Source organism: Exiguobacterium sp. E4787 (assembly GCF_018618375.1).
GTDB classification, from domain to species: domain Bacteria; phylum Bacillota; class Bacilli; order Exiguobacteriales; family Exiguobacteriaceae; genus Exiguobacterium; species Exiguobacterium chiriqhucha.
This window is the reverse complement of record NZ_JACSLY010000002.1, coordinates 176,219-201,926: the sequence shown is the minus strand read 5'-3', so window position 1 is coordinate 201,926 and position 25,708 is coordinate 176,219. Positions and strand designations below refer to the sequence as shown.

Annotated in this window: 25 protein-coding genes; all 25 read left to right on the top strand. The window is 52.8% G+C overall.

What is annotated here, in order from left to right; all coding sequences use genetic code 11:
* The first annotated feature begins 8 nt into the window (after positions 1 to 8).
* The 25 genes from KNP80_RS03520 (at position 9) to KNP80_RS03400 (ending at position 25,696) form a co-directional block, all read left to right on the top strand.
* The gene (locus KNP80_RS03520; protein ID WP_021067131.1) at positions 9 to 374 is read left to right on the top strand and encodes a response regulator; all 366 of its coding nucleotides are present in this window, start codon (positions 9 to 11) and stop codon (positions 372 to 374) included.
* Positions 371 to 865: a flagellar biosynthetic protein FliO gene (locus tag KNP80_RS03515; protein WP_021067132.1), complete on the top strand. Its 495-nt coding sequence runs from the start codon at positions 371 to 373 to the stop codon at positions 863 to 865. Before KNP80_RS03520 ends, KNP80_RS03515 begins: the two co-directional genes overlap by 4 nt.
* A complete protein-coding gene (fliP, locus tag KNP80_RS03510) occupies positions 862 to 1,527 on the top strand; it encodes a flagellar type III secretion system pore protein FliP (RefSeq protein ID WP_214832311.1) in 666 nt (221 codons plus the stop codon). The genes KNP80_RS03515 and fliP overlap by 4 nt, the downstream gene beginning before the upstream one ends.
* Before the next feature lie 11 nt (positions 1,528 to 1,538).
* On the top strand, positions 1,539 to 1,811 hold the full coding sequence (gene fliQ / locus KNP80_RS03505; RefSeq protein ID WP_214833665.1) for a flagellar biosynthesis protein FliQ: 273 nt from the start codon (positions 1,539 to 1,541) through the stop codon (positions 1,809 to 1,811).
* The gene (gene fliR / locus KNP80_RS03500; RefSeq protein WP_021067135.1) at positions 1,808 to 2,578 is read left to right on the top strand and encodes a flagellar biosynthetic protein FliR; all 771 of its coding nucleotides are present in this window, start codon (positions 1,808 to 1,810) and stop codon (positions 2,576 to 2,578) included. The genes fliQ and fliR overlap by 4 nt, the downstream gene beginning before the upstream one ends.
* A complete protein-coding gene (gene flhB / locus KNP80_RS03495; protein WP_214833662.1) occupies positions 2,575 to 3,666 on the top strand; it encodes a flagellar biosynthesis protein FlhB in 1,092 nt (363 codons plus the stop codon). Before fliR ends, flhB begins: the two co-directional genes overlap by 4 nt.
* Before the next feature lie 13 nt (positions 3,667 to 3,679).
* Entirely contained in the window at positions 3,680 to 5,698 is a 2,019-nt protein-coding gene (gene flhA, locus KNP80_RS03490) for a flagellar biosynthesis protein FlhA (protein ID WP_214833659.1), read from the top strand.
* On the top strand, positions 5,699 to 6,778 hold the full coding sequence (locus tag KNP80_RS03485; protein ID WP_214833656.1) for a flagellar biosynthesis protein FlhF: 1,080 nt from the start codon (positions 5,699 to 5,701) through the stop codon (positions 6,776 to 6,778).
* A complete protein-coding gene (locus KNP80_RS03480; protein WP_214833653.1) occupies positions 6,757 to 7,596 on the top strand; it encodes a MinD/ParA family protein in 840 nt (279 codons plus the stop codon). Before KNP80_RS03485 ends, KNP80_RS03480 begins: the two co-directional genes overlap by 22 nt.
* 19 nt (positions 7,597 to 7,615) lie before the next feature.
* Positions 7,616 to 9,583, top strand: a complete 1,968-nt coding sequence (locus tag KNP80_RS03475) for a chemotaxis protein CheA (RefSeq protein ID WP_214833651.1) — start codon at positions 7,616 to 7,618, stop codon at positions 9,581 to 9,583.
* A gap of 12 nt (positions 9,584 to 9,595) precedes the next feature.
* Positions 9,596 to 10,027, top strand: coding sequence for a chemotaxis protein CheW (locus KNP80_RS03470; protein WP_029595691.1), 432 nt, complete (start codon positions 9,596 to 9,598; stop codon positions 10,025 to 10,027).
* Positions 9,996 to 10,616: a chemotaxis protein CheC gene (locus tag KNP80_RS03465; RefSeq protein ID WP_251132318.1), complete on the top strand. Its 621-nt coding sequence runs from the start codon at positions 9,996 to 9,998 to the stop codon at positions 10,614 to 10,616. The genes KNP80_RS03470 and KNP80_RS03465 overlap by 32 nt, the downstream gene beginning before the upstream one ends.
* Positions 10,609 to 11,094: a chemotaxis protein CheD gene (locus tag KNP80_RS03460; RefSeq protein WP_214833648.1), complete on the top strand. Its 486-nt coding sequence runs from the start codon at positions 10,609 to 10,611 to the stop codon at positions 11,092 to 11,094. Before KNP80_RS03465 ends, KNP80_RS03460 begins: the two co-directional genes overlap by 8 nt.
* 11 nt (positions 11,095 to 11,105) lie before the next feature.
* A complete protein-coding gene (locus tag KNP80_RS03455; RefSeq protein WP_021067144.1) occupies positions 11,106 to 11,876 on the top strand; it encodes a FliA/WhiG family RNA polymerase sigma factor in 771 nt (256 codons plus the stop codon).
* A 13-nt stretch (positions 11,877 to 11,889) separates the two neighbouring features.
* Complete coding sequence (locus KNP80_RS03450; protein WP_214719423.1) at positions 11,890 to 12,258, top strand: hypothetical protein; 369 nt, start codon at positions 11,890 to 11,892, stop codon at positions 12,256 to 12,258.
* Between the two features lie 152 nt (positions 12,259 to 12,410).
* Complete coding sequence (rpsB, locus tag KNP80_RS03445; RefSeq protein ID WP_021067146.1) at positions 12,411 to 13,151, top strand: 30S ribosomal protein S2; 741 nt, start codon at positions 12,411 to 12,413, stop codon at positions 13,149 to 13,151.
* Between the two features lie 117 nt (positions 13,152 to 13,268).
* Complete coding sequence (gene tsf, locus KNP80_RS03440) at positions 13,269 to 14,150, top strand: translation elongation factor Ts (protein WP_214719421.1); 882 nt, start codon at positions 13,269 to 13,271, stop codon at positions 14,148 to 14,150.
* A 106-nt stretch (positions 14,151 to 14,256) separates the two neighbouring features.
* Positions 14,257 to 14,982 (top strand): UMP kinase, encoded by a 726-nt coding sequence (gene pyrH / locus KNP80_RS03435; protein ID WP_021067148.1) that lies wholly within the window; start codon positions 14,257 to 14,259, stop codon positions 14,980 to 14,982.
* A complete protein-coding gene (gene frr, locus KNP80_RS03430) occupies positions 14,979 to 15,539 on the top strand; it encodes a ribosome recycling factor (protein WP_021067149.1) in 561 nt (186 codons plus the stop codon). Before pyrH ends, frr begins: the two co-directional genes overlap by 4 nt.
* 83 nt (positions 15,540 to 15,622) lie before the next feature.
* Entirely contained in the window at positions 15,623 to 16,360 is a 738-nt protein-coding gene (locus KNP80_RS03425; protein WP_021067150.1) for an undecaprenyl pyrophosphate synthase, read from the top strand.
* Between the two features lies 1 nt (position 16,361).
* Entirely contained in the window at positions 16,362 to 17,159 is a 798-nt protein-coding gene (locus tag KNP80_RS03420) for a phosphatidate cytidylyltransferase (protein ID WP_214719419.1), read from the top strand.
* A 15-nt stretch (positions 17,160 to 17,174) separates the two neighbouring features.
* The gene (gene dxr, locus KNP80_RS03415; protein ID WP_214719418.1) at positions 17,175 to 18,320 is read left to right on the top strand and encodes a 1-deoxy-D-xylulose-5-phosphate reductoisomerase; all 1,146 of its coding nucleotides are present in this window, start codon (positions 17,175 to 17,177) and stop codon (positions 18,318 to 18,320) included.
* Between the two features lie 16 nt (positions 18,321 to 18,336).
* Positions 18,337 to 19,587, top strand: a complete 1,251-nt coding sequence (rseP, locus tag KNP80_RS03410) for an RIP metalloprotease RseP (protein ID WP_214719417.1) — start codon at positions 18,337 to 18,339, stop codon at positions 19,585 to 19,587.
* A gap of 40 nt (positions 19,588 to 19,627) precedes the next feature.
* Positions 19,628 to 21,328: a proline--tRNA ligase gene (locus tag KNP80_RS03405; RefSeq protein ID WP_214719416.1), complete on the top strand. Its 1,701-nt coding sequence runs from the start codon at positions 19,628 to 19,630 to the stop codon at positions 21,326 to 21,328.
* A 93-nt stretch (positions 21,329 to 21,421) separates the two neighbouring features.
* Entirely contained in the window at positions 21,422 to 25,696 is a 4,275-nt protein-coding gene (locus KNP80_RS03400) for a PolC-type DNA polymerase III (RefSeq protein WP_251130307.1), read from the top strand.
* The last annotated feature ends 12 nt before the right edge of the window (positions 25,697 to 25,708 follow it).

Genomic DNA, 25,708 nt, shown 5'->3' with positions numbered 1-25,708 from the left:
GAAGAACAATGAGTGCAAAAATTTTAGTGGTAGATGATGCGGCGTTCATGCGCATGATGATTAAGGATATCTTGACAAAGAATGGATTTGAAGTCGTCGGAGAAGCGGAGAACGGTGTCGATGCAGTCGCGAAATATCGTGAGCTCATGCCCGATCTCGTCACGCTCGACATCACGATGCCAGAAATGGACGGCTTGGCAGCTTTGAAAGAAATCCGCGGGTTCGATTCGAACGCGAAAGTAATTATGTGTTCGGCGATGGGACAACAAGCAATGGTTATCGATGCGATTCAAGCAGGAGCAAAAGACTTTATCGTCAAACCGTTCAACGCTGAACGCGTCGTCGAGGCAGTCTCAAAAACGGTCGCACAATGAACAAGTGGTGGTTGATTATCCTTCTCGTGGCTGGGTTATTCGTCCCGGCCACGGTCGAGGCCGCCACCGTCGACCAACAGTTCGAACAGCAACAACCAGACACGAAAGAGGAACCGGTCACATCGGCCGTCTCATCGGTCGGCACGGCCATCAAGCTCATCTTGAGCCTGGTCGTCGTCATCGGCGGGTTCCTCGTCCTCGTGCGATGGTTGAATGCACGGACACAAGGCGTGAAATCGGCTCAGCATTTGACCCATCTCGGTGGTGTCCCGCTCGGCAAAGACCGTTCGGTGCAACTCGTCAAGCTCGGTGAACAAGTGTACGTGCTCGGTGTCGGCGACTCAATTCAATTGCTCGACCGGATTGATGCCGAAGCGATGGACGAGGCGGCACTCGATGCCCCGACCTTGAACCAGTCGAACTCGTCGGCTTTCCTCGACACGTTTAAACAACAGTTGGCCCAGATTGAAGAAGTGAGGAAGAAACGATGACGACGATTGAACAATTAATCAACTTGGAGACGCCAGACAGTACATCGACCTCGATCAAATTGTTGGTCGTGCTCACCTTGCTCACGCTCGCGCCATCGTTTTTAATCTTGATGACTTGTTTTACACGGGTCGTCGTCGTGCTTTCGTTCATCCGCCCGGCACTCGGAACACAGCAGACGCCGCCGAACCAGTTGATTATCGGGCTCGCCCTGTTCATCACATTGTTCGTCATGTCGCCTGTACTTTCTGAGTTGAATGATCAAGCGTTGTCGCCATATATGAACGACGAAATCAGTCAAGACGAGGCGTTCGAAGAGGCGGGAAATACGATGAAGCGGTTCATGGCCCAATATACGCGCCAAGAGGATTTGCAATTATTCATTAAGTATGGGAACTATGAGCAACCTGAGTCGGTCGAAGATGTCCCACTGCTCGCGATGGTCCCGGCCTATGCGATTAGCGAGTTGAAAACGGCGTTCCAAATCGGGTTCATGATTTTCTTGCCATTTTTGATTATCGATATGGTCGTGGCGAGTGTCCTCATGTCAATGGGGATGATGATGCTTCCGCCGGTCATGATCGCATTACCGTTCAAATTGTTACTGTTTGTGTTGGTGGATGGATGGCACTTGATTGTGGAGTCCTTGCTTAGAAGTATGTAGGAGGAACGAATATGACGCAGGAAATGGTCATTTATTTGGCGACGGAGAGTGTGTGGACGTTATTGAAAATCTCGATGCCGCTCTTATTGATTTCGCTCGTCGTCGGTCTCGTCATTTCGATTTTACAGGCGACGACACAAATTCAAGAGCAGACGCTATCGTTCGTCCCAAAGATCGTCTCGGTCTTTATCGGGCTTGTCGTCTTTGGACCTTGGATGCTGCAACAGATTGAAGGGTTCACCCGTTTGATTTTTGAACTGATAGTCGAGGTCGCCTCGAAATGAACGCGGTCGATTTCATCAGTCTCTATGGATTGACGTTCGCCCGTCTTTCCGGCTTCTTCGTGAGCGTCCCGTTATTTTCATCCCGGCAACTGCCGGTCATGCACCGCGTCGCGTTCAGTGCCTTTTTAGCGTACTATGCGATGTTCACGGTGACAGAGCCGCTCGATCTCGGCCAAGCCTATATTTTGCAGGTATTGTACGAAGTATTGATTGGGTTGGTACTCGGTATTTTGATTAACATTTTATTCTTCGCGCCCCAGATTGCGGGTGGCGTCATCGATTTACAGCTTGGACTCGCGATGGCATCGGCCTATGACCCGATGTTCGGAGGGCAGTCGCCGCTGATTGGTCGATTCTATTATATTTTTACGTTGTTTATCATGCTGTCGAGCAACTTACATCTGTTGCTGATTGATGGCATCTATTATAGCTTTCAAATTTATCCGCCGGGTCAGCCGATCATCGACTTTAGCGAAGCGTCACTCATGATGGCCGTCAAGGTCGTCACGATGACGATGATGGTCGCCCTGCAACTTGCCTTTCCGCTCATGGCGTCGCTCTTGCTCGTCGACATGGCGCTCGGGTTCTTGGCGAAATCGGCGCCGCAGTTCAATATTTTTGCAATCGGATTTTCATTCAAGCTGATTGCGGGATTTTCGGTCATGGTCGTTATGATGGGCTTGACCTTGAACGGCATCAGCCAATTCATCCCGATTCTACAAGAAGTGTTACGTGATTTTATGACTGTGCTAGGAGACGCCTCATGAAGCCTCTATATACCTTATCGGTCGATCTTCAATTTTTTGCAGGAGAAAAAACCGAAAAAGCAACACCACGTAAACGAGAGGACTCGCGCAAGAAAGGTCAAGTGGCCAAGTCGGCCGATTTGACTGGTGCCTTCGCCTTGTTAGCGATGTTTCTCATGTTATCGTTCTTAGGACCGTATCTCGGCAAACAGCTGTTCAGTGTGACGAAGGATTTGCTCGGTCCGAGCTACTTGTTGTTCGATCTGTCAAACGGATTGTCCGGCATGCTCACCGACCTGTTGCTTCGCGTCGGACTGATTGTGGGCCCGTTCTTCGCGGTCGCCGTCATTTTCGGGATTTTAATCAACTATCTTCAAATCGGGACGTTGTTCTCGGCGGAAGCGATTCAACCGAAACTCGAACGAATCGATCCGATTAAAGGGGTCAAACGGATTATCAGTATGAAAGCGGTCGTCGAATTTTTAAAGTCCTTATTCAAATTATTGATTATCCTGACGACTGCCGTCGCCGTGCTCTGGCAGAATCAAAAAGAGCTGTCCCGCATGGCGGTCGAACATATCCGTGAATCGGTCATCGCGCTCGCCCATATCACGATCGAACTCGGACTATGGGTGAGTGTGGCCTTACTCGCGCTCGCGTTGCTCGACTTCTTCTATCAACGATTCGATTTTGAGAAATCGATTCGCATGTCGAAGCAAGATATCAAAGACGAGTATAAGAATAGTGAGGGTGACCCGCTCATCAAATCGAAAATCAAACAACAACAACGGGAGATGGCGATGCGCCGCATGATGCAAGAAATTCCGAACGCGGACGTCGTCATCACCAACCCGACCCATTATGCCGTCGTCATCCGGTACGACGACACGAAAGACTTCGCGCCGCTCGTCGTCGCCAAAGGGGTCGATCGCGTCGCCTTCAATATCCGGGACGTGGCCAAAGAACATGATATCCCGATTGTCGAAAACAAACCGTTGGCCCGGGCGCTGTACGCCCAAATGGATATCGGGGAAGTCGTTGACGAGTCGTTTTATCAGGCGATTGCCGAAGTGCTCGCATTCGTCTATCAATTGAAACAACCGTCTTGAGGAGGAGTATGTATTGGCTGTAAAAGCTAAAGATTTGGCGGTATTGATTGGCGTTCTCATGATCGTCGTCATGCTCGTCATCCCGTTACCGGGGTTCATATTAGATTTTTTAATCATTGTTAACATACTGATTGCGTTGCTGATTTTGCTCGTCGCGATGAATGCGCGTGAAGCACTCGACTTCTCGGTCTTCCCGTCACTCTTGCTGATCGTGACGTTGTTCCGGCTCGGATTGAACGTGTCGACGACACGTTCGATTTTATCGACCGGATACGGCGGAGAAGTCATCGCCACATTCGGAAACTTCGTCGTCGGCGGGAAAGTGCTCGTCGGATTCGTCGTCTTCCTCATCCTCGTCATTATCCAGTTCGTCGTCATCACGAAAGGGGCCGAACGCGTATCCGAAGTGTCGGCGCGTTTCACCCTCGATGCCATGCCGGGTAAACAGATGGCCATCGATGCCGATTTAAACTCGGGATTGATTGATGATAAAGACGCGCAAATCCGCCGGAAAAAGATTCAAAGTGAAGCCGACTTTTATGGATCGATGGATGGGGCCTCGAAATTTGTCAAAGGGGATGCCATCGCCGGGATTATCATCGTCGCCATCAACTTGATTTTCGGGATTATCATCGGCGTCGTGGACATGGGCCTGCCGGTTGGTGAGGCGTTCCAGAAGTTCTCACTCATGACAATCGGAGACGGACTCGTCGGGCAAATTCCAGCGCTCCTCATCTCGACGGCGACCGGGATTATCGTTACGCGTGCCGTCTCAGATGGAAACCTCGGCGAGGACGTCGTCGATCAGCTCAGTCAAAACCCGACACTGCTCTATATCGCCGGCTCCATCGTCATCATGCTCGGGATTATCTCGCCGAGTCTGCTGCCGGTGACGCTTCTCATTGCCGGCGCCACGTTCTACGGCGCCTATACGATGCGTCGCAATTTGAAACGGGTCGTCGACACACCTTTACCGGAAGAAGAACCGTCGGCACCGACCGAGACGGTCGTCTCGCTGTTACAGATTGATGCCATCGAGTTCGAATTCGGCTACGGACTCATTCCGCTCGCCGATGAATCGCAAGGAGGCGATTTGCTCGACCGGGTCGTCATGATCCGTCGTCAGCTCGCACTCGAACTCGGGTTCATCTTGCCGACGGTACGGATTCGTGATCATCTGCAACTGTCACCGAACGCATATCGCATCAAAGTGAAAGGCAACGTCGTCGCTGAAGGCGAACTCTTGCTCGATCATTACTTGGCAATGAGTCCTGGGATTGAAGATCCGGAAGTATATGGGATTGAAACGACGGAGCCGGCGTTCGGTCTCCCGGCGCTATGGATCGATGAAGAGACGCGCACCCGCGCAGAGATGAGCGGGTATACCGTCGTCGATCCGCCATCCGTCGTGGCGACACATTTGACGGAGACGCTCAAGAAACACGCTGCCGACCTGCTCGGCCGTGAAGAGACGAAACAGCTCGTCGAGCATTTGAAAGAGACACATCCGGTGCTCGTCGAAGACGTGACACCATCCGTCCTGTCGATTGGCGACATTCAAAAAGTGCTCCGTCATCTGTTGAAAGAACACGTCTCGATTCGCAATTTACCGCTCTTGTTCGAGACGATGGCCGACTATGGCAAAGTAACGAAAGACGCGGATATCCTCGGCGAATATTGCCGGCAAGGTCTGTCGCGTCAATTGACGGACCAAGTCAGTCCGCCCGACGGACCACTCTACGTGGTCACGCTCGGCGGCCAGACCGAACAGCTGATTCAAGACGCCGTTCAAAAGACGGAGTTCGGCAACTATTTGGCGCTCGACCCGGAACAAGCCCGCGAGATCATCGAACGCTCGGGCGAGCAGCTGTCGATGTTCGAACGCTACGGGGCATCTGCCGTCATTCTCTGTTCGCCGACAATCCGCCTATTCGTGAGACAATTGCTCGAACGGTATTATCCGGATGTGCCGGTCCTCGCCTACAACGAACTGCTCAGCTCGATTGAAGTGAAAAGTATTGGGGTGATTTAAGTGCAAATCAAAAAATATACAGGCAAGACGATGGCGGAAGCGATGGCGAAAGTCAAACAAGAATTTGGCGACGACGCCGTCATCTTGAATTCGCGCCAAGTGAAGAAAGGGTGGCTCGGCTTGTTCGCCTCACAACACGTCGAGGTCATCGCCGCGCTCGAGAAAGCACCACTTGCCGTCAAACCACGTACGGTTGCGAAGCCGGTCGCGGCAACGAAACCTGAACCGGCACCAAGACATCAACCGCAGCCACGGAACGTCGCGTATGCTGCGCCTGAAATCTCGGGAGCGAGACGGTTGCCGGCACCACTCGCACACGTTGAAGCGCTGCTCGCGTCCGAATCGTTTCAAGGTGAAGCGTGGGACGAAGCGATTCAGGAACTGTATTACACGACAAAATCGGTCGACGCCGTCGAACGTTACGTCCGCGATCAAATCCAAAATTCTTTCTTGCCTGTACCGGAACCGAAGCGGTACATGATGCTCGTCGGTCCGACCGGTGTCGGCAAGACGACGACGCTCGCGAAACTAGCCGCCCACTATAAGCTCGAGCATGGACTCTCGGTCGGCCTCATCACGACGGATACGTATCGAATCGCTGCCATCGAGCAGTTGAAGACGTACGCCGAGATTCTAGACATCCCGGTCGAGGTCGCCTACGATTTTGATGATTTCAAGCGGGCGAAGCAGCTGTTCGCTCGAAAAGACATCATTTTGATTGATACGGCTGGCCGCAACTTCCGCGACGAGGCGTATGTTGAGCAGTTCGAGCGGCATCATGACTTTTCGGAGACGAGTCTCTCGCTCGTCCTCAGCTTGACGTCAAAGATGCGGGACATGGAAATGATATATCGTCAGTTCGAGCCGTTGCCGCTCGGGTCGCTGATCTTCACGAAAGCGGACGAGACGAGCGACATCCATGCGATGTATCGGATGGTTCGCGAAAGTGGGCTGCCGGTCGCTTGGCTGACGGACGGACAAGAAGTGCCGGACGACCTTGTCCCCGGAGAGCCGGACCGATTGACGGATCGTTTACTTGAGAAAGAAGGGTGGACCCAATGGACCAAGCAAGACGTCTGAGGGCGAAAACGGAGACCGCACCGACGACAATCGCTTTTGCGAGCGGGAAAGGCGGGGTCGGTAAAACGAACGTCTGCGTCAATACGGCCATCGGTCTCGTCGAGCTCGGGAAACGTGTCTTGATCGTCGATCTCGACATCGGGATGGCGAACGTGCATATCTTGTTGAACGCCTCGAGATCACGGACGATGATGGATTCGGTCAAAGCCCGAATTCCGCTGGCCGCCTCGGTTCAGAAAGGTGTGCATGGTGTCGATATATTACATGGGGGGAGTGGACTTGATGAACTAGTCCAATTCTCACATGCCGATATGCAATTTTTTATGCGTGAACTCGAAGTGCTCACTGAATACGATTATGTCCTGTTCGACATGGGGGCCGGGGCGACCGACACATCACTTCAATTCATTGAAGGATGCGATGAGATGTTTCTCATCTTGACGCCTGAACCGACCTCGCTCATGGATGGGTACGCCTATACGAAGCTGGTGCATCGACAAAGCCCAGACTTACCGCTCGGCGTCATCGTCAATCGGGCCCAATCGGGTGAGGAAGCGCTGCAATGTTTTGAACGAATGGAAGTTGCGTGTGAGCAGTTTTTAAAGAAATCGATTCGATTCCTCGGGTATTTACCAGATGACGCCACGGTCAGACGAGCGGTCATCGCCCAAGTCCCGTTTTACCATTTGGACCGAAAAAGTGATATCAGTTGGCGGTTAGAGCGGATTTTAACGACATTGACCGGGACACCGCCGAAACCGCGTCATTTTATGGATCGCTTGATGGGGAACTTGAAACGTCAGTGGAACCGAGTCTAACGACAGGGAGGCATTATAGATGGACGTGAACGAATACTTAGGATTGTTTTTAGATGAGTCGCAAGAACATATTCAATCGGTGAACACCCAACTGTTAAAACTTGAACAGACGGGCAGCCAAGAGGCGATTCAAGAGATTTTCCGCTCCGCGCATACGCTCAAAGGAATGTCGGCGACGATGGGTTACGAGAGTGTGGCCAACTTGACACATGAGATGGAGAGCGCGCTCGACTTGGTTCGGGCCGGTAAGAAAGAGAGCAACCAGCTATTGCTTGACACGATGTTCTCAGCAATGGAACAAATCGAAGAGATGATCGCTAATATCGAGACTGGCGGCCGAGGCGCGAACGTCGATGTCGCTGCGACGGTGTCTGCGTTCCAGTCGTTCATCGGCAGTACGCCAGAGGCGGCTCCGACGGTCGAATCCAACGTCTTCACAGCCGACCTTTATACGGATTCGGTCATCACCCAAGCGAAAGAGACGGGCTTCGAGGCGTTCCAATTGCACGTGAAACTATCCGATGCCGTCGTCTTGAAAGCGGCGCGTGCCTATATGGTATTCGATCGCCTGCAAGAACTCGGCGAGGTCGTCCGGACGTTACCGGAAACCGAGGCCATCGAACAAGAGCAGTTTGAGCTATCGTTTGACGTCTTGTTCGTGTCGCAAGAGACGGCCGACGTGATTGAACACGCCGTGTCCCAAGTGTCAGAAGTCGAGCGCGTCCACGTGACGGTGTATACGAGTGCATCGAGTGAACCGGAAGTCGCCGTCAGTGCCGAGACCGTCGCCGTCGCCGAAGCGAAACCGAAAGTCGAGGCGGACGAGCCGAAAGAACAAGCCGTCGCCCAGGCGAAGACGATTCGCGTCAACTTGGAACGGATTGATCGCTTAATGAACTTATTTGAAGAATTTATTATCGACCGCGGTCGTCTCGAGCGGCTCGCCGACGAAGTCGGACAGCCTGAATTGAACGAGACAGTCGAGAAAATCAAACGCGGGACGAACGAACTCCAATCACTCGTCCTGACGCTCCGGATGATGCCGATCGAGCAAGTGTTCAACCGCTTCCCACGCATGGTACGTTCGGTCGCGAAAGACATCCATAAAAAAGTCCAACTTGATATCACGGGCGCGGAAACGGAACTCGATCGAACGGTCATCGATGAGATTGGCGACCCGCTCGTTCACTTGATTCGCAATGCCATCGATCACGGCATCGAACTACCAGAAGTCCGTGTCGCAGCCGGGAAACCGGAGCAAGGGAGTCTTGCACTCCGGGCTTACCATGGCGGCAACCGTGTCTTCATTGAAATCGAGGACGACGGGGCAGGGATCCATGTCGATAAAGTCCGGTCAAAAGCGCTCGAGCGCGGCGTCATCACGCCGGAAGAAGCGACATCGATGACCGATAACGAAGTCGCTATGCTCATCTTCGCCCCAGGCTTCTCGACGGCAGATGTCGTCACCGATTTGTCTGGTCGCGGTGTCGGTCTTGACGTCGTGAAAAACAAAATCGAATCACTCGGAGGGGTCGTCACGCTCGAGACGGTCGTCGGACAAGGGACGAAATTCCAAGTCAGCCTTCCGCTCACGCTGTCCATCATCTCGGCGATGCTCGTTCAAGCCGGTGAGGAGACGTACGCCATCCCGTTGTCATCGATTCTTGAGACGACACTTCTTGACGAGGCCGACATTTTGACGGCCCATCGCGAACGTGTCTTCGATTTCCGAGGTCAGCTCGTCCCGCTCGTCTATTTAAAAGAAATGTTTGCGATTGAGACGGAAACGAAGACGCAATTCCCGGTCGTCGTCGTCCGTAAAGGAAATAAACTCGTCGGCGTGGTCGTCAACGATTTGATTGGCCAACAAGAGATTGTCATGAAGCCGCTCGGTACGTATCTCGAGGGCATTCCGGCCATCTCTGGTGCGACGATACTCGGAGACGGGCGTGTCGCCTTGATTGTCGACAGCAACGATCTGTTCTAAGGAGGAAGAAGGATGGAACAAAAATGGGTAGTCTTTTCACTGGGAACGAACACATACGGGATCGATGTCCAGTCGGTCCGCTCGATTGAACGAGTACAACCGGTCACACGCGTCCCGAACGCACCGGCTCACGTCAAGGGCGTCATCAATTTGCGCGGTGTTGTCACGCCGGTCATCGACCTTCGCCTCCGCCTCGGGTATGAGGCGATTGAACCGACCGACGAGACACGGATTTTAATCGCCTCGCTCAATCAAGGCGATGCCGGTTTTATCGTCGATCGCGCCAACGAGGTCGTGGAAAGCGAGGACGTTCGTCTCGAGCCGATTCCTGAATCGAGTCGAGACATGTTGTCGGCTCATTTGACGGCGATTGCGAAAGGGGAGGACAAACTGTTCTCGCTTCTCGACGCCAATGCGTTGTTCGAGGAACAACATGCTGAGTGAGTTCGAGCAAGATTTATTGAAAGAACTTGGCAATATCGGATCAGGCCACGCAGCGACGGCATTGTCGACGCTCTTGGCCAAGCCGGTCAACATTACCGTATCCTCGGCCGAGATGGAACCGATCACGTATCTTCCGGAACGGGTCGGCGGTCCTGAGCGTCACGTGGCATCCGTGCTATTAGAGCTCGGAGGCGACATCAGCGGCATGATCCTCATCTTATTCCCGGTCGACGACGCCGAGATGATGGTCTCATCACTTATCGGGAGCGGGTTCACGTTCCAAGCGGCCGATGAACTCGGTCAGTCGGCATGGGAAGAGATTGGGAATATCATGAGCGGGGCCTACGCCCGGGCGCTCGGCGATTGGTTAAATACACCGATCCCGATTCACGTCCCGGCGACAGCGGTCGACATGGCCGGTTCGATCGTCGAATTCGTCGTCACATCGGTCCAGCCCGAAGAAGATGCGGCGCTCTATATCGATACGACGTTCCGCATCGACGGAAAAGTAAGTGCCGGACATGTGTTGTTCCTTCCGACGCATGGCTCGCTCGAACGGATTAAGCAGCGGTTGATGGGCCATGGCTAAAGTACTCAAAATTGGGATTGCAGAATGGAAGCAGACGACGGCGCCGAACAAGTTGCGGACGGCCGGGCTCGGTTCGTGTGTCGGGGTTATCCTGTACGACGTCCGGCTCCAAGTCGCGGCGATGGCCCACGTCATGTTGCCGGATTCGGCGATCGCCCGCAAACATCAAACGATTGAAGTAGGGAAATATGCGGATACGGCCATCGATGCTCTCGTCGCTTCATTGAAACGGGCTGGGGCCGGTCGGTTGCAAGCAAAGATGGCCGGCGGCGCCCAAATGTTTCAATTCAAATATGAGAATGAGGCGATGCGCATCGGGGAACGAAATGCCGAGGCCGTCCGCAATGCGTTAAAGGCGCACCGGATTCCGCTCATCGCCGAGGACTGTGGCGGACATAATGGGCGGACGATTGAATTTGATGTGGCGACTTGTGTCCTCTCGATTCGAACGGTCAGCGTAGGAACAAAGGAAATTTAGGGGGGATCGACATGACGACTCAACTTACCGAGTTGTGGGATCGTTGGAATACTGACCGCGATATGGATACGGCGAATGAACTATTGACGCACTATGAGTTCCTGATCCATTATCACGTGCAACGAATGATCGTGACGCTCCCGAAGAGCGTCGAACGCGACGAATTGAAAAGTTTGGGTTACATGGGATTGTACGATGCCCTCATGAAATATGATCCAGAACACAACAACAAGTTTGACACGTACGCGGCGTTTCGGATTCGGGGCGCCATCATCGATGGACTACGGAAAATCGATTGGTTGCCTCGATCGGTGCGTGAACGGGTGAAGAAGATTGACCACGTCGCCGAACAGCTTGAACAGAAGCTGCACCGGGCTCCGACGAAAGAAGAGCTGGCGCACGCGTGCGAACTGCCGGTCTCAGAAATCGAGAAAGCGATGGCGGAAGGATACTTTGCGAACATGTTGTCAATCGATGAGGCGGTGACGCTTCAAGAGGAAGGCAAGGTCATGTCCGTCACGTATTTCGACCCCGATTCCGAAAAACCGGAAGATACGCTTCTGCAGCGCGAGCTGCTCGATGTGTTGACGAACGAGATTGAGCATTTATCTGAGAAAGAACGGCTCGTCGTGTCGTTATTTTATTTCGACGAGTTGACGTTGACGGAGATCGGTGAAGTGTTGGAACTCTCGACGTCCCGCATCTCACAAATTCATTCCAAGGCGCTGAAGACGTTGAAGCTTGCGCTCGGACGTTCCTATTTAGAAGAAAAGACATCGTGAAGGAGGGATGGAGATGACCGTCGTCTATATCGGAATCGCCTGTATCGTCGCGTACGGACTGTTGATTTTGTTTCGTCAAGTCCAGGCGCTGACGGCTCGTGTCACGCTGCTCGAACAGGAGAAGCGTGAGACCGAGGCCCTCCTGTTGTCGTTCATGGAATCGATGAACGATGTCGTGAAACACCCTGCGCCATCGAGCGAGGAATCGGCTGTGGAACCTGCACTTGAGGATTCGCCGATGGAGGCACCGTCGTCCCGTGAGCGCCAACAGGCACCGCACGTCGAGGACGTTTTACTGAACCATTCGGTCCGAGAGACGGCCCGACTGCTCGGAAAAGGTGAGGGAGAAGTCGCCCTTTATGCCAAACTTCGCAAAAAGTGAGAGTTGCCGGATTGCCTGACATATGCTATAGTAATTTTCGGTGTTAAACACATCACACACGTCTCGGGATGGTATTCCTCGGTGCCGAAAGGTCGGAATACAACGATGAACGAGGCGGAGGACTTTTTTAAACCACAAGGAGGAAATTTATCATGGCAGTAATCTCAATGAAGCAATTGCTCGAAGCTGGTGTACACTTCGGTCACCAGACACGCCGTTGGAACCCAAAAATGGCGAAATACATCTTCACGGAGCGTAACGGAATCTACATCATCGACCTTCAAAAAACGGTCAAAAAAGTAGACGAAGCTTACAACTTCGTTCGTGAACTCGCGGCAGAAGGCGGAAACGTCCTCTTCGTAGGTACGAAAAAACAAGCTCAAGACACGATCAAAGAAGAAGCACTCCGTTCAGGTATGTACTTCATCAACGAGCGTTGGTTGGGTGGAACACTCACAAACTTCTCAACAATCAAAAAGCGTATCAACCGCTTGAAGCAGCTTGAGAAAATGGAAGCTGACGGTACGTTCGAAGTACTTCCTAAGAAAGAAGTCATCATCTTGAAAAAAGAAATGACACGTCTTGAGAAGTTCCTCGGCGGAATCAAGGACATGCCAGGTGTTCCTGATGCCCTCTTCATCGTTGACCCACGTAAAGAGCGTATTGCGATTGCAGAAGCTCACAAATTGAACATCCCAATCGTTGCGATTGTCGACACAAACTGTGACCCAGACGAAATCGACTACGTCATCCCAGCGAACGACGATGCGATTCGTGCGGTTAAATTGCTCACTTCTAAGATGGCAGACGCGATCATCGAAGCGAAGCAAGGCGAAGAAGAAGTAGCTGAAGAAGCAGTAGCTCCAGAAGCTGAAGCGACAGAAGCTGAGTAATCGGTCAGACAACAGGTGATAAAGGGAAAGCCTTTTATCACCTTTTTTTAGGACACGTATATGAAGCCTTAGTGCTTTTTCTTAAAAATTCGTAAGTTTTACAAGGAGGAATTTCCGATGGCAGTTACAGCAGCAATGGTAAAAGAACTTCGTGAAAAAACAGGCGCAGGTATGCTCGATTGCAAAAAAGCACTCACTGAAACAAATGGTGACATGCAAGCGGCAATCGACTTCCTTCGTGAAAAAGGGATCGCTAAAGCAGCAGCTAAAGGCGACCGCATCGCAGCAGAAGGTTTGACGGCAGTAGCGGTTGACGGCAACAAAGCTGCGCTCGTCGAAGTTAACTCAGAAACAGACTTCGTTGCGAAAAACGAGAAGTTCCAAACACTCGTTTCAGACGTGGCGAATGCAGTTCTCACTTCAGGCGCGACAACGGTTGAAGCAGCACTTGCTTCTGAGTTCGTAGCAGGTAAAACACTTGAAACGCACATCCAAGAAGAAGCTTCGACAATCGGAGAGAAAATCTCACTCCGTCGTATCGCAGTTCTTGAAAAAGCTGACGATGCAGTCTTCGGCACGTACCTTCACATGGGTGGACGTATCGGTTCGATCGTCATCATCGACGGGACAACAGACGAGACAGTTGCGAAAGACGTTGCGATGCACGTCGCAGCAGCACGCCCACTTTACGCGACACGCGACGAAGTATCGGCTGAAGAAGCAGACCGTGAGAAGAAAGTCTTGACTGAGCAAGCCCTCAACGAAGGCAAGCCTGCTAACATCGTCGAGAAGATGATCGCGGGACGTATGAACAAGTACTTCGAGGAAATCTGCCTCGTCGACCAAACATTCGTTAAAGACGCTGACTTCAAAGTTGGGAAATACGTAGAGTCTAAAGGCGGCCGTGTCAACTCATTCGTACGTTTCGAAGTTGGAGAAGGTATGGAAAAACGCGAAGAAAACTTTGCTGAAGAAGTAATGAACCAACTTAAAAAATAATCTGCATCACCCGTGATGCAATCAAAATTGGGAACACGTCTGTATAACCTTGAGTTAGTTCGTTAAGGGAGCGTGTTCCCTTTTTTCAAGCAAGAGGAGGCAAAGTATGGAACCGAAATATAAGCGAATTGTGTTAAAATTGAGTGGAGAAGCGCTCGCAGGAGATCAAGGGTACGGGATTGACCCGGCCATCGTCAACTCGATCTCTGGACAAATCAAAGAGTTGGTCGCCTTGGGCGTTGAAGTAGCCGTCGTCGTCGGAGCCGGAAACATCTGGCGCGGGAAGACGGGCAGCGAACTCGGCATGGACCGGGCGAATGCCGATTATATGGGCATGCTTGCCACGGTGTTGAACTCGCTCGCACTTCAAGATAGCCTTGAATCGAACGGTGTCCAGACGCGCGTCCAAACCTCAATCGAAATGCGCCAAGTGGCTGAACCGTACATCCGTCGTCGGGCGATGCGTCACCTTGAAAAAGGTCGAGTCGTCATCTTCGCGGCAGGGACGGGGAACCCGTACTTCTCAACAGATACGACAGCAGCACTCCGCGCAGCGGAAATTGAAGCTGATGTCATCCTGATGGGTAAAAACAACGTCGATGGTGTCTATTCGGCGGATCCGAAACTCGTTCCGGATGCGGTCAAATACGACACGCTCACGTACTTGGACGTCTTAAAAGACGGACTCCAAGTGATGGATTCGACAGCCACATCACTATGTATGGACAACCATATCCCACTGATTGTATTCTCATTGCTTGAAGAAGGAAACATCAAACGTGTCGTACTCGGGGAACATATCGGGACGGTAGTAGGAGGAATCAATTCATGAGTGTTAATGACGTATTGAAAACTGCTGAAGAAAAGATGGAGAAAGCCCATTCTGCCTTGAAACGTGATTTCGGGACACTTCGTACGGGACGCGCGAGCGCGTCAATCTTGGACCCGGTCCAAGTCGACTACTACGGCGTACCGACTCCGCTCAACCAAGTGGCGAACATCAACACTCCGGAAGCGCGTCTACTCTTGATTCAACCATGGGACAAATCGATGGTGTCAGATGTCGAGAAAGCGATTCAAAAAGCCGACCTCGGCCTCTCGCCGTCTTCTGATGGGACGGTCATTCGTCTCGCGATCCCAGCTTTGACAGAAGAGCGCCGCAAAGAGCTCGTGAAGGTGACGAAAAAATATGCGGAAGAAGCGAAAGTAGCTGTCCGTAACGTTCGTCGTGACGCGAATGAAAACTTGAAGAAGCTTGAAAAAGATGGGGACTTGACTGAGGACGACCTTCGCGGTTACGCGGATGACGTTCAATCGTTAACGGATTCGTACATCAAAAAGATTGATGAATCTGCAGCGACGAAAGAAAAAGAAATCATGGAAGTGTAATCACGGAAGTGGTATACCAAAAAGCTGTGTGGGGACCCTTTTACTGAGAGGGTCCCTCTTTCATACAATCAGGAGGATAGAGTATGTTTAAATGGGTGAATCCTAAAACAAAAACCGAGGCGGAACTGAGCATTCCCGAACACGTCGCCATCATCATGGACGGCAACGGCCGTTGGGCGAAGAAGCGTGGGCTCCCTCGCATCATGGGTCACCGGGAAGGGATGAAGTCGGTCCGGGAAGCGGTGCGCACCGCCCAAGAACTCGGCATCCGTTCATTGACGCTGTATGCGTTCTCGACGGAGAACTGGACGCGTCCTGAAGAAGAAGTCAACTTCTTGATGAAATTGCCGAAGCAATTTTTAGAGACGGATTTAAAAGAATTGGATGAACAGAACGTTCGCGTGCTCGTCGCAGGCGATGTGACAAAACTGCCACGCGGGACGCGAGAAGCGGTCGATGAGGCACGGACACGGACGGCGACGAATACGGGGCTTGATCTCGTCTTTGCGCTCAACTATGGCGGACGTGATGAACTCGTTCAAGCGATGAAACAAATCGCGAGTGATGTAGCGCACGGTACGATTCAACCGGACGAGATCGATGACGTCATGATTGGTGAGCGTCTCATGACGAACATGCAAGACGTTGATTTGATTATCCGCACGAGTGGGGAACAGCGCCTCTCGAACTTCTTGCTCTGGCAAGGGGCTTACGCTGAACTACATTTCACGGACGTGTTATGGCCTGAGTTTAAACGGGACCATTTCGTCGAGGCGATTGAAGCGTATAACGCGCGGACTCGCCGGTTTGGCGGGGTGTGACATGAAAACACGAATCATTACCGGTCTCTGGGCCGGCGCCATCTTTGTCACGTTGATTGCCCTAGGCGGTAGCCCGTTCGTCATCTTGATGGGCGTGCTCGCCTTAATCGGATTGAGCGAGTTCACGTTGATGCGCAACCATAAATTGATGGCGTTCCCGTTTCTCGTGACGTCACTTCTCGTGGCATTCCCATTCATCTTGTTGTTGCTCGAACGCCGACTCGTCCTCGAGGAACTGCCGATGTCGACGACGCAATGGATGGTGCTCGGATTGATGCTCCTCTTGTTTTGGACGGTTGTCACGAAAAACCGTTTTACGTATGAGGATGCGAGTTTTTATTTCGTCTCGGCCGTCTATCTCGTCGTCGGGTTCTCGAGTTTCGCACTCGTCCGTTTGTCAGAAGACGGGCTCGTCAAAGTGTTGCTCGTCTTGTTCATGATTTGGGCGACCGATTCCGGTGCCTATTTCACAGGGAAAGCGATCGGAAAGACGAAACTGTGGCCGTCCATCAGCCCGAATAAGACGATTGAAGGTGCCATCGGCGGCATCATATCGGCGATCGTCCTCGGTATCATCTACGTGCTCATCGAGCCGGTGTTGCCGATTCTCGAGGTGTTGGTGCTCGCGGTCGTCGTATCAGTCGTCGGTCAACTCGGGGATTTGGTACAATCAGCATACAAGCGTCAATATAATGTGAAAGATTCCGGTCATCTGTTACCGGGACACGGTGGGATTTTAGACCGGTTTGATAGTATGATCGCGGTATTCACCGTCATTTGGGTATTTAATTTGTTATAAAAGAGGAGTGTCAAGATGAAGCGAATCAGCTTAATCGGGGCGACTGGATCGATTGGCGTACAAACATGCGACGTCATCGAACAGCACCCCGACTTGTTTGAACTTGAGGCATATGCGTTCGGATCGAACGTAGACGTGGCGGAAGAATGGATCAATCGCCTGCGGCCGAAATACGTATCCGCTAAAAATATCGAGGTACTCGAACAGCTCAAGCCACGCCTTACATATGAACCACTCTTTTTCATCGGACTGGAAGGGTTGATTGCATGTGCGACCGCTGAAAGGACCGATGTCGTCGTGACGGCAGTCGTCGGCGCCGTCGGGCTTGAACCGACCCTTGCCGCCATCGAAGCGGGGAAAGACATCGCGCTCGCGAACAAAGAGACGCTCGTCACGGCAGGACACCTTGTCACCGAGGCAGTCAAAAAACACGGTGTTAGCCTGCTCCCGGTCGACAGCGAACATTCGGCCATCTATCAATGCTTGAACGGCGAACGCCGCGAGGACGTCTCGAAAATCATCTTGACGGCTTCAGGCGGAAGTTTCCGTGACAAGTCGCGGGAAGAGCTTGAAGGGGTGACCGTCGCGGAGGCGCTGGCGCACCCGAACTGGTCGATGGGGGCCAAAATCACAATCGATTCGGCTACGATGTTCAATAAAGGACTCGAAGTCATCGAAGCGCACTGGTTGTTCGATATCGATTATAATGATATTGAAGTGGTGCTCCATCGCGAGTCGATCATCCACTCGATGGTCGAATTCAAAGATGCCGCTGTCATGGCGCAACTTGGGAACCCCGATATGCGAGGTCCGATTCTCTATGCGTTATCGGCTCCGAAACGTCTTGAAATCGAAGGGAACAAGCGGTTAAACTTGAGAGAAATCGGAACGCTGCACTTCGCGGAAGCAGATTTGACACGTTATCCGGCGTTACGCCTCGCTTATGAGGCCGGGCGCGCCGGCGGTTCGATGCCGACCGTGCTCAATGCGGCTAACGAGGCGGCCGTCGAGCTGTTCTTGAACGGGGAGATCGCATTCCTCGATATCGAACGCATCGTCGAGCAAGCGATGGAGACACATACGGTAATTGCAGAACCGACGCTCGAGGAGATTCTTCAAATCGACCGAGCGGTTCGAGAACAAATTCAGCAAGGAAAGTGAAGGTGGAGAATAGACAATGACGACTTTTATCGCCATCGTTTTGATGTTTGGGGTACTCATTTCGGTTCATGAATGGGGACACCTCGTCATGGCGAAACGGGCAGGGATTCTCTGTCATGAATTTGCAATCGGGTTTGGACCGAAAATCCTCTCATTCCGAAAAAATGAGACGCTGTATACGATTCGACTATTGCCAATCGGCGGTTATGTCAAAATGGCCGGGGAAGATTTTGAGCCGATCGAAGTGAAGGCTGGGCAACACGTCGGATTGCGTCTGACGAGTGCTGGGACGGTCGATCGCGTCTATTTCCAACCGGACCAGGCCCAAGACGTTCATATCGTCGGGACGGTCGACAAGTTTGACTCGGTCCGCGAATTGAAAGTACAACTGCTCGTCGATGATGAGGTCCGTGTCTATTCGCTCGAGCGGGACACACTTCTCGTCGACCAAGGCATGGAGATTCAAATCGCGCCTTACGACCGCACGTTCGGAGCCCAGTCTGTCTGGAAACGGGTGCTTGCGATTGCAGCCGGTCCGGCGATGAACTTCGTCCTTGCCTTCCTCCTCCTCGTCATCGTCGGTCTCGTCCAAGGGACACCGACGGACGATGGTCAAATCGGTACGGTCCAACCGGACTCGGCCGCTGATCAAGCTGGACTCGTCGCAGGCGACGAGATCGTCTCAATCGAAGGTCAACCGATTGACAACTGGCTCGATTTGCGGACGGTATTGGCGGATCGTGCCGACACGCCGACCGAAGTGACGTATATTCGTGACGACGTCGAGCAAACGGTGACGATTACGCCGCAAGCGGTCGAACAAAATGGGGAGACGGTCGGGATTTTAGGCGTGACGAACGCGCTCGAACGTTCACCGGCCAAAGCTTTTACAACCGGGGCCGAGACGACGTGGACGATGTCGACGCTGATCTTCTCCGCGGTCGGTGACTTGGTGACGGGCCAGGTCGGCGTCGATCAGTTGGCCGGTCCGGTCGGGATCGTCCGCATGACCGACGAAGTGGCAGCGAGCGGATTCATCATGCTCCTCAACTGGACGGCACTTCTATCCGTCAACTTGGCCATTTTCAACTTGTTGCCGCTCCCGGCGCTCGATGGAGGACGACTCATCTTCCTCTTGTTCGAAGCGGTACGCGGACGGCCGATTGATCCGAAAAAGGAGGGCTTCGTCCACTTTATCGGGTTCGCCTTGCTCATGCTGCTCATGTTGATTGTCACCTGGAATGATATCCAATCATTCTTTAAATAATTAGATCCAATCGAGTTACAGAAGGGAAACGTTGATACCTATGAAACAATCGAGACTGTTCATGCCTACATTAAGAGAAGTGCCGGCCGATGCGGAAGCCATTAGCCATCAGCTACTCGTCCGTGGGGGTTTCATGCGCCAAAACGCCGCTGGGATTTATTCATATCTCCCACTCGGCCATCGCGTATTACACAATATCCAAACGATTATCCGCGAAGAGATGAACCGGGCCGGAGCGCAAGAGTTGCTCATGCCTGCGATTCAACCGGCTGAACTATGGGAAGAAACGGGACGCTGGGGCATTTATGGTCCAGAATTGATGCGATTGACGGACCGTCATGACCGTCGTTTCGCACTCGGTGCGACCCATGAGGAACTCATTACGTCAATCGTGCGCGATGAACTCAATTCGTATAAAAAGCTACCGGTCAACTTGTACCAGATTCAAACGAAGTATCGCGACGAACGTCGTCCGCGTTTCGGATTGCTCCGGGGCCGTGAGTTCTTGATGAAAGACTCTTACTCGTTCCACGCGACGCAAGACGACTTGGACGAAGAGTACAAAAATATGTATCAAGCCTACTCGAACATCTTTGACCGCATCGGCTTGAAATATCGTCCAGTCGTGGCCGATTCTGGTGCCATTGGTGGGAAAGATACACACGAGTTCCAAGCGCTCGCCGAAATCGGTGAAGATACGATTGTTTATACGGATTCATCGACGTATGCGGCGAACATCGAGATGGCGGAAACGCTCGACCGCTATGACATGCAAGTGGCCGACGTGCTCGCCCTCGACAAGGTCGACACGAAAGACAATAAGACGATTGAAGATGTGGCGCGTTTCTTGAACGTCGATCCGAAGACGACGATCAAGTCGGTTCTCTTCAACGTCGATGGCGAGACGGTCATGGCCATCGTTCGAGGTGATCACGAGGCGAACGACGTCAAAGTGAAGAACGCCCTCGGTGGACTCGACATCCAAATGGAAGAAGAAGCGACGATTATCGACTTGTTCGGCTGTGAGCCGGGCACGCTCGGACCGATTCATTCACCGGTCAAAGTCGTGGCTGATTACGCCGTCAAATATTTGGTCGACGCGGTATGTGGCGCCAACGAGGCGAACACCCATTATACGCACGTCAACGCCGAACGCGACTTGTCGCATTTGACGTATCACGACCTCCGTTTCGTCGTCGAAGGCGACATGGCACCTGACGAGTCGGGTCCGGTCCGCTTCGCCCGCGGGATTGAAGTCGGACAAGTGTTCAAGCTCGGCACGCGCTATTCAGAAGCGATGGGCGCGACGTTCTTGAACGAAGAAGGTCGGGCCGAACCGCTCATCATGGGCTGTTACGGCATCGGCGTCTCGCGGACGTTGTCGGCCGTCATCGAGCAACATCATGACGATCGCGGAATCGTCTGGCCGAAGAGCGTCGCTCCGTTCGATGTGCATTTGATTGCCATCAACACGAAAGACGAGGCGCAAGTCGAACTCGCGAACCGTTTATACGATGAGCTGTCATCGACGTACGATGTGTTGTATGATGACCGTAAAGAACGGGCTGGCGTCAAGTTTGCCGATGCTGATTTGATCGGTCTTCCGATTCGTATCAACGTCGGGAAAAAAGCGAGCGAAGGAATCGTCGAAGTGAAAGTACGTGCCACTGGCGAAGTCCTCGAGACGACAGTCGATGAGTTGCCACGTGTCATCACGACGCAACTGAACGAAGCCAAATGATCGATGAAGGTGACGGTTTCTTGCCGTCACCTTCATTTTTCGACATTGAATGATAAAAGGGGGGACTTCTTACCCGTGGAAGCTAATCAAAAAATGCAATTGCTCTTGGGTGACCTCGGCATCACGACCGAAACGGATCAGTTCGACGGAGCAGAGTTATCACGACTCGTCGTCAACAAGCAACGTCGGACGTGGACGTTTTATTTCCAATTACAACACGTGTTGCCGTATGAGGTGTACCAACTGTTCATGAGCCGGCTCGAGAGTCGTTATGCGACGTTCGCGGACGAGGTATATGCGCGGTTCACGACGACGTCAGGTGGGGGCGAACAGGACTATATCGACTATTGGCCCCGGATCGTCAGTGAGCTGAGTCAAGTGTCAGGCGCGATGCGCAGTTATTTCGCATCGGTCGCACCGCGCTTCGAGCAGAACAAATTGCTCATCCCGGTGCGCTCGGCCCCTGAGGCGAACTATGTCGATAAAGAGCTATGCCAAGAAGTCCAAGCGCTCTACAGCGCCTACGGCTTTATGAAAAAACCATGCCAAGCGCTGTTCTCAGAAAATGAAGAAGCGAACCAAGCGTTGCGCGAACAAGTCGTCCAAGAAGATTTGGAACAGGCGAAGCTCGCACTAGCGGCGCAGTTCGCCAAGTCGACCGAGACGAACGATGAGCCGGTCACTGAAGTGCGGATGGGTGCCTTGATTAAAGACGAGATTGTCCCAATCAAGACGATTATCGAAGAAGAACGACGCGTCGCCATCCGTGGCCTCGTCTTCTCGGCCGAACGGAAAGAACTGAAGAGCGGGAAGAAACTGTTCACGTTCAAGATGACGGACTATACCGATTCACTCATCGTCAAAGTGTTCGCGCGCGATGATGACGATGACCGTATGCTAAGTGCCGTCAAAAAAGGCATGTGGATTCAAGCGGCCGGTCGGGTCGAGGATGACAGTTTCATGCGCGAACTGTGCATGATGGCGTCACAACTGCAAGAAGTGAAAGTCGAACCGGTCCGGGACGAATGGGCCGGTGAGAAACGTGTCGAACTGCACGCGCACACGCAGATGAGCCAGATGGACGCGGTCACGAACGTGTCGGCACTGGTCGCACGAGCAGCGAAATGGGGCCACCGTGCCATCGCCATCACGGACCATGCCGGTGTCCAGTCGTTCCCAGAAGCCTATTACGCCGGGAAAAAGAATGACATTAAAGTACTGTTCGGGGTCGAGGCGAACGTCGTCAATGACGGCGTACCGGTCGCTTATCATCCGACCGACGTCCCGCTCGACGATGCGACGTACGTCGTCTTCGACGTCGAGACGACGGGACTTTCGGCCGTCTACAATAAAATCATCGAGCTCGCGGGCGTCAAAATCAAGGACGGAGAGATTATCGACCGCTTCGAGGCGTTCGCCGATCCGAAGCATCCGCTCTCGGCCACGACGATCGAACTGACGGGTATCACCGATGACATGGTCCATGGCCAACCCGATCCGGAAGTCATCGCCAAGCAGTTCGTCGATTGGTGCGGGGACGGCATTCTCGTCGCCCATAACGCATCGTTTGACATGGGCTTCCTTGAGGCGACACTCCGGAGCGGTGGGCACGAGCCGGATGACTATCCGGTCATCGACACGCTCGAGCTCGCCCGGACGATTTTACCGACACTCAAGAACCACCGTCTCAACACGCTCGCGAAGCGATTCGATATCGAGTTGACGCAACATCACCGCGCCATCTATGATGCCGAGGCGACGGCGTATTTGCTCATGAAGCTACTCGAGCTCGCCAAACAGATGTTTGAGATGGAAACGCATCGCTCGCTGAACGCGAAAGTCGGGAGCGACGTCTCGAAGATTCGTCCGTTCCATGCGACAATTTATGCGAAAACGAAAAAACCGGGACTCCGGAACTTATACGAACTGATTTCTTTGTCGCACATTGACTACTTGTTCCGGATGGCACGCATGCCGCGCTCGGAGATTATCAAGCGCCGTGAGGGCCTCTTGATCGGTTCGGCGTGCGACAACGGCGAGATTTTCGATGCCGCCCTGAACAAGTCTGACGAAGAACTTGAGAAGATGATGGCGTTTTACGATTTCATCGAGATTCACCCGCCGGCGCTCTATATGCACCTCATCGATAAAGAGATCGTCGCCAACGAACTCGAGTTGCGTGAAATCATCAAACGGATCATTCGTGTCGCTGATCAGGCCGGACTGCCTGTCTGTGCGACCGGCAACGTCCACTATCTCGACCGGACGGACCGCTCGTATCGGGAGATTTTGATTCGGACGCAAGGTGGCGCCAACTTCATCAACACGCGGAAAGAACTGCCGCACGCCCATTTCCGGACGACGAAAGAGATGATGGAGGACTTCAAATTCCTCGGGGACGAGCTCGCCCGTGAAATCGTCATCACGAACCCGAACGCAATCGCCGATCAAATCGAGTCGATTCAAATCATCCCGGACGACTTGTATACGCCGAAGATTGAAGGGGCCGACGATGAAGTCCGGAATATGAGTTATGATATGGCCCGTTCGATTTATGGAGAACAACTGCCGGAAATCGTCGAGGCTCGGCTCGAGAAAGAGTTGAAGTCGATTATCGGTCACGGGTTTGCGGTCATTTATTTAATCTCGCATAAACTCGTGAAGAAATCGCTCGATGACGGCTATCTCGTTGGGTCACGTGGTTCGGTTGGATCGAGTTTCGTTGCGACGATGACCGAAATCACCGAGGTCAATCCGCTGCCACCGCATTACGTCTGTCCGAAGTGTCAACATTCCCACTTCTTCGACGACGGATCGGTCGGGTCCGGGTATGACCTTCCCGACAAGCAATGTCCGGAGTGTGGGACTTGGTATACGAAGGACGGGCACGATATCCCGTTCGAGACGTTCCTTGGTTTCAAAGGGGACAAAGTGCCGGATATCGATTTGAACTTCTCGGGTGAATATCAACCGCACGCCCACGCCTACACGAAAGTGTTGTTCGGTGAAGAGTATGTGTATCGTGCCGGTACAATCGGGACGATTGCCGATAAGACGGCGTACGGGTACGTGAAAGGCTATGCGACCGAGAACGATAAGATTTATCGGAATGCCGAGGTCGACCGGCTCGTCTCGGGTGTCACCGGCGTCAAACGGACGTCCGGGCAACACCCGGGGGGGATTATCGTCGTCCCGGACTATATGGACATCGCCGAAATCTCGCCAATCCAATATCCGGCCGATGATAAGTCGTCCGAATGGAAGACGACCCACTTCGACTTCCACTCGATTCATGACAACTTGCTCAAACTCGATATTCTCGGTCACGATGATCCGACCGCCATCCGGATGCTCCAAGATTTGTCCGGTATCGATCCGAAGACGATTCCGACGGACGACCCGACGGTCATGAAAATCTTTTCGTCGCCGGAAGTACTCGGTGTCACGCCGGAACAAATCGAATCGAAGACGGGTACGCTAGGGATTCCAGAGTTCGGAACGAAGTTCGTCCGGCAGATGCTCGAAGAGACGAAACCGTCGACGTTCTCCGAACTCGTTCAAATTTCGGGACTGTCTCACGGGACAGATGTCTGGATTGGGAACGCGAACGAACTCATCTATAACGGGACGTGTGAATTGAAAGACGTCATCGGTTGTCGTGATGACATCATGGTCTACTTGATTTATGCGGGCCTCGAACCGTCATTCGCTTTCAAAATCATGGAGTCGGTACGGAAAGGGAAAGGCTTGTCGGAAGACATGGAGACGGAGATGCGGGCCAATGATGTCCCGGAATGGTACATCTCGTCTTGTAAGAAAATCAAGTATATGTTCCCGAAAGCGCACGCCACAGCGTACGTGCTCATGGCCGTCCGGATTGCCTACTTCAAAGTGCATCATCCGATTCTATATTACGCGACGTACTTCACGGTCCGGGCCGGCGACTTCGATTTGTCGGCGATGATTAAAGGGTCACAGGCCGTGCGTAAAGCGATGTCGGATATCCGTGAAAAAGGATTTGAAGCCACGGCGAAAGACAAAGGTCTCCACACCGTGCTCGAGCTCGCACTCGAGATGTTAGAGCGCGGCATGAAGTTCCAGAACATCGATTTGTACCGTTCGAGCGCGACCGAGTTCTTGATTGAAGGAAACACGCTCATCCCGCCGTTCAATGCGGTCGATGGTCTCGGTACGAATGCGGCGAAAGCGATTGTCGATGCACGTGCCGAAGGACAGTTTTTATCGAAAGAAGACTTGCGCAAACGGGCCAAGTTGTCGAAGACGATCGTCGAGACGCTCGATACGATGAAATGTCTCGAAGGCCTCCCGGATGAGAACCAACTCTCGTTCTTTGATTTTGGGGTGTAAGTTGCGAAAAAC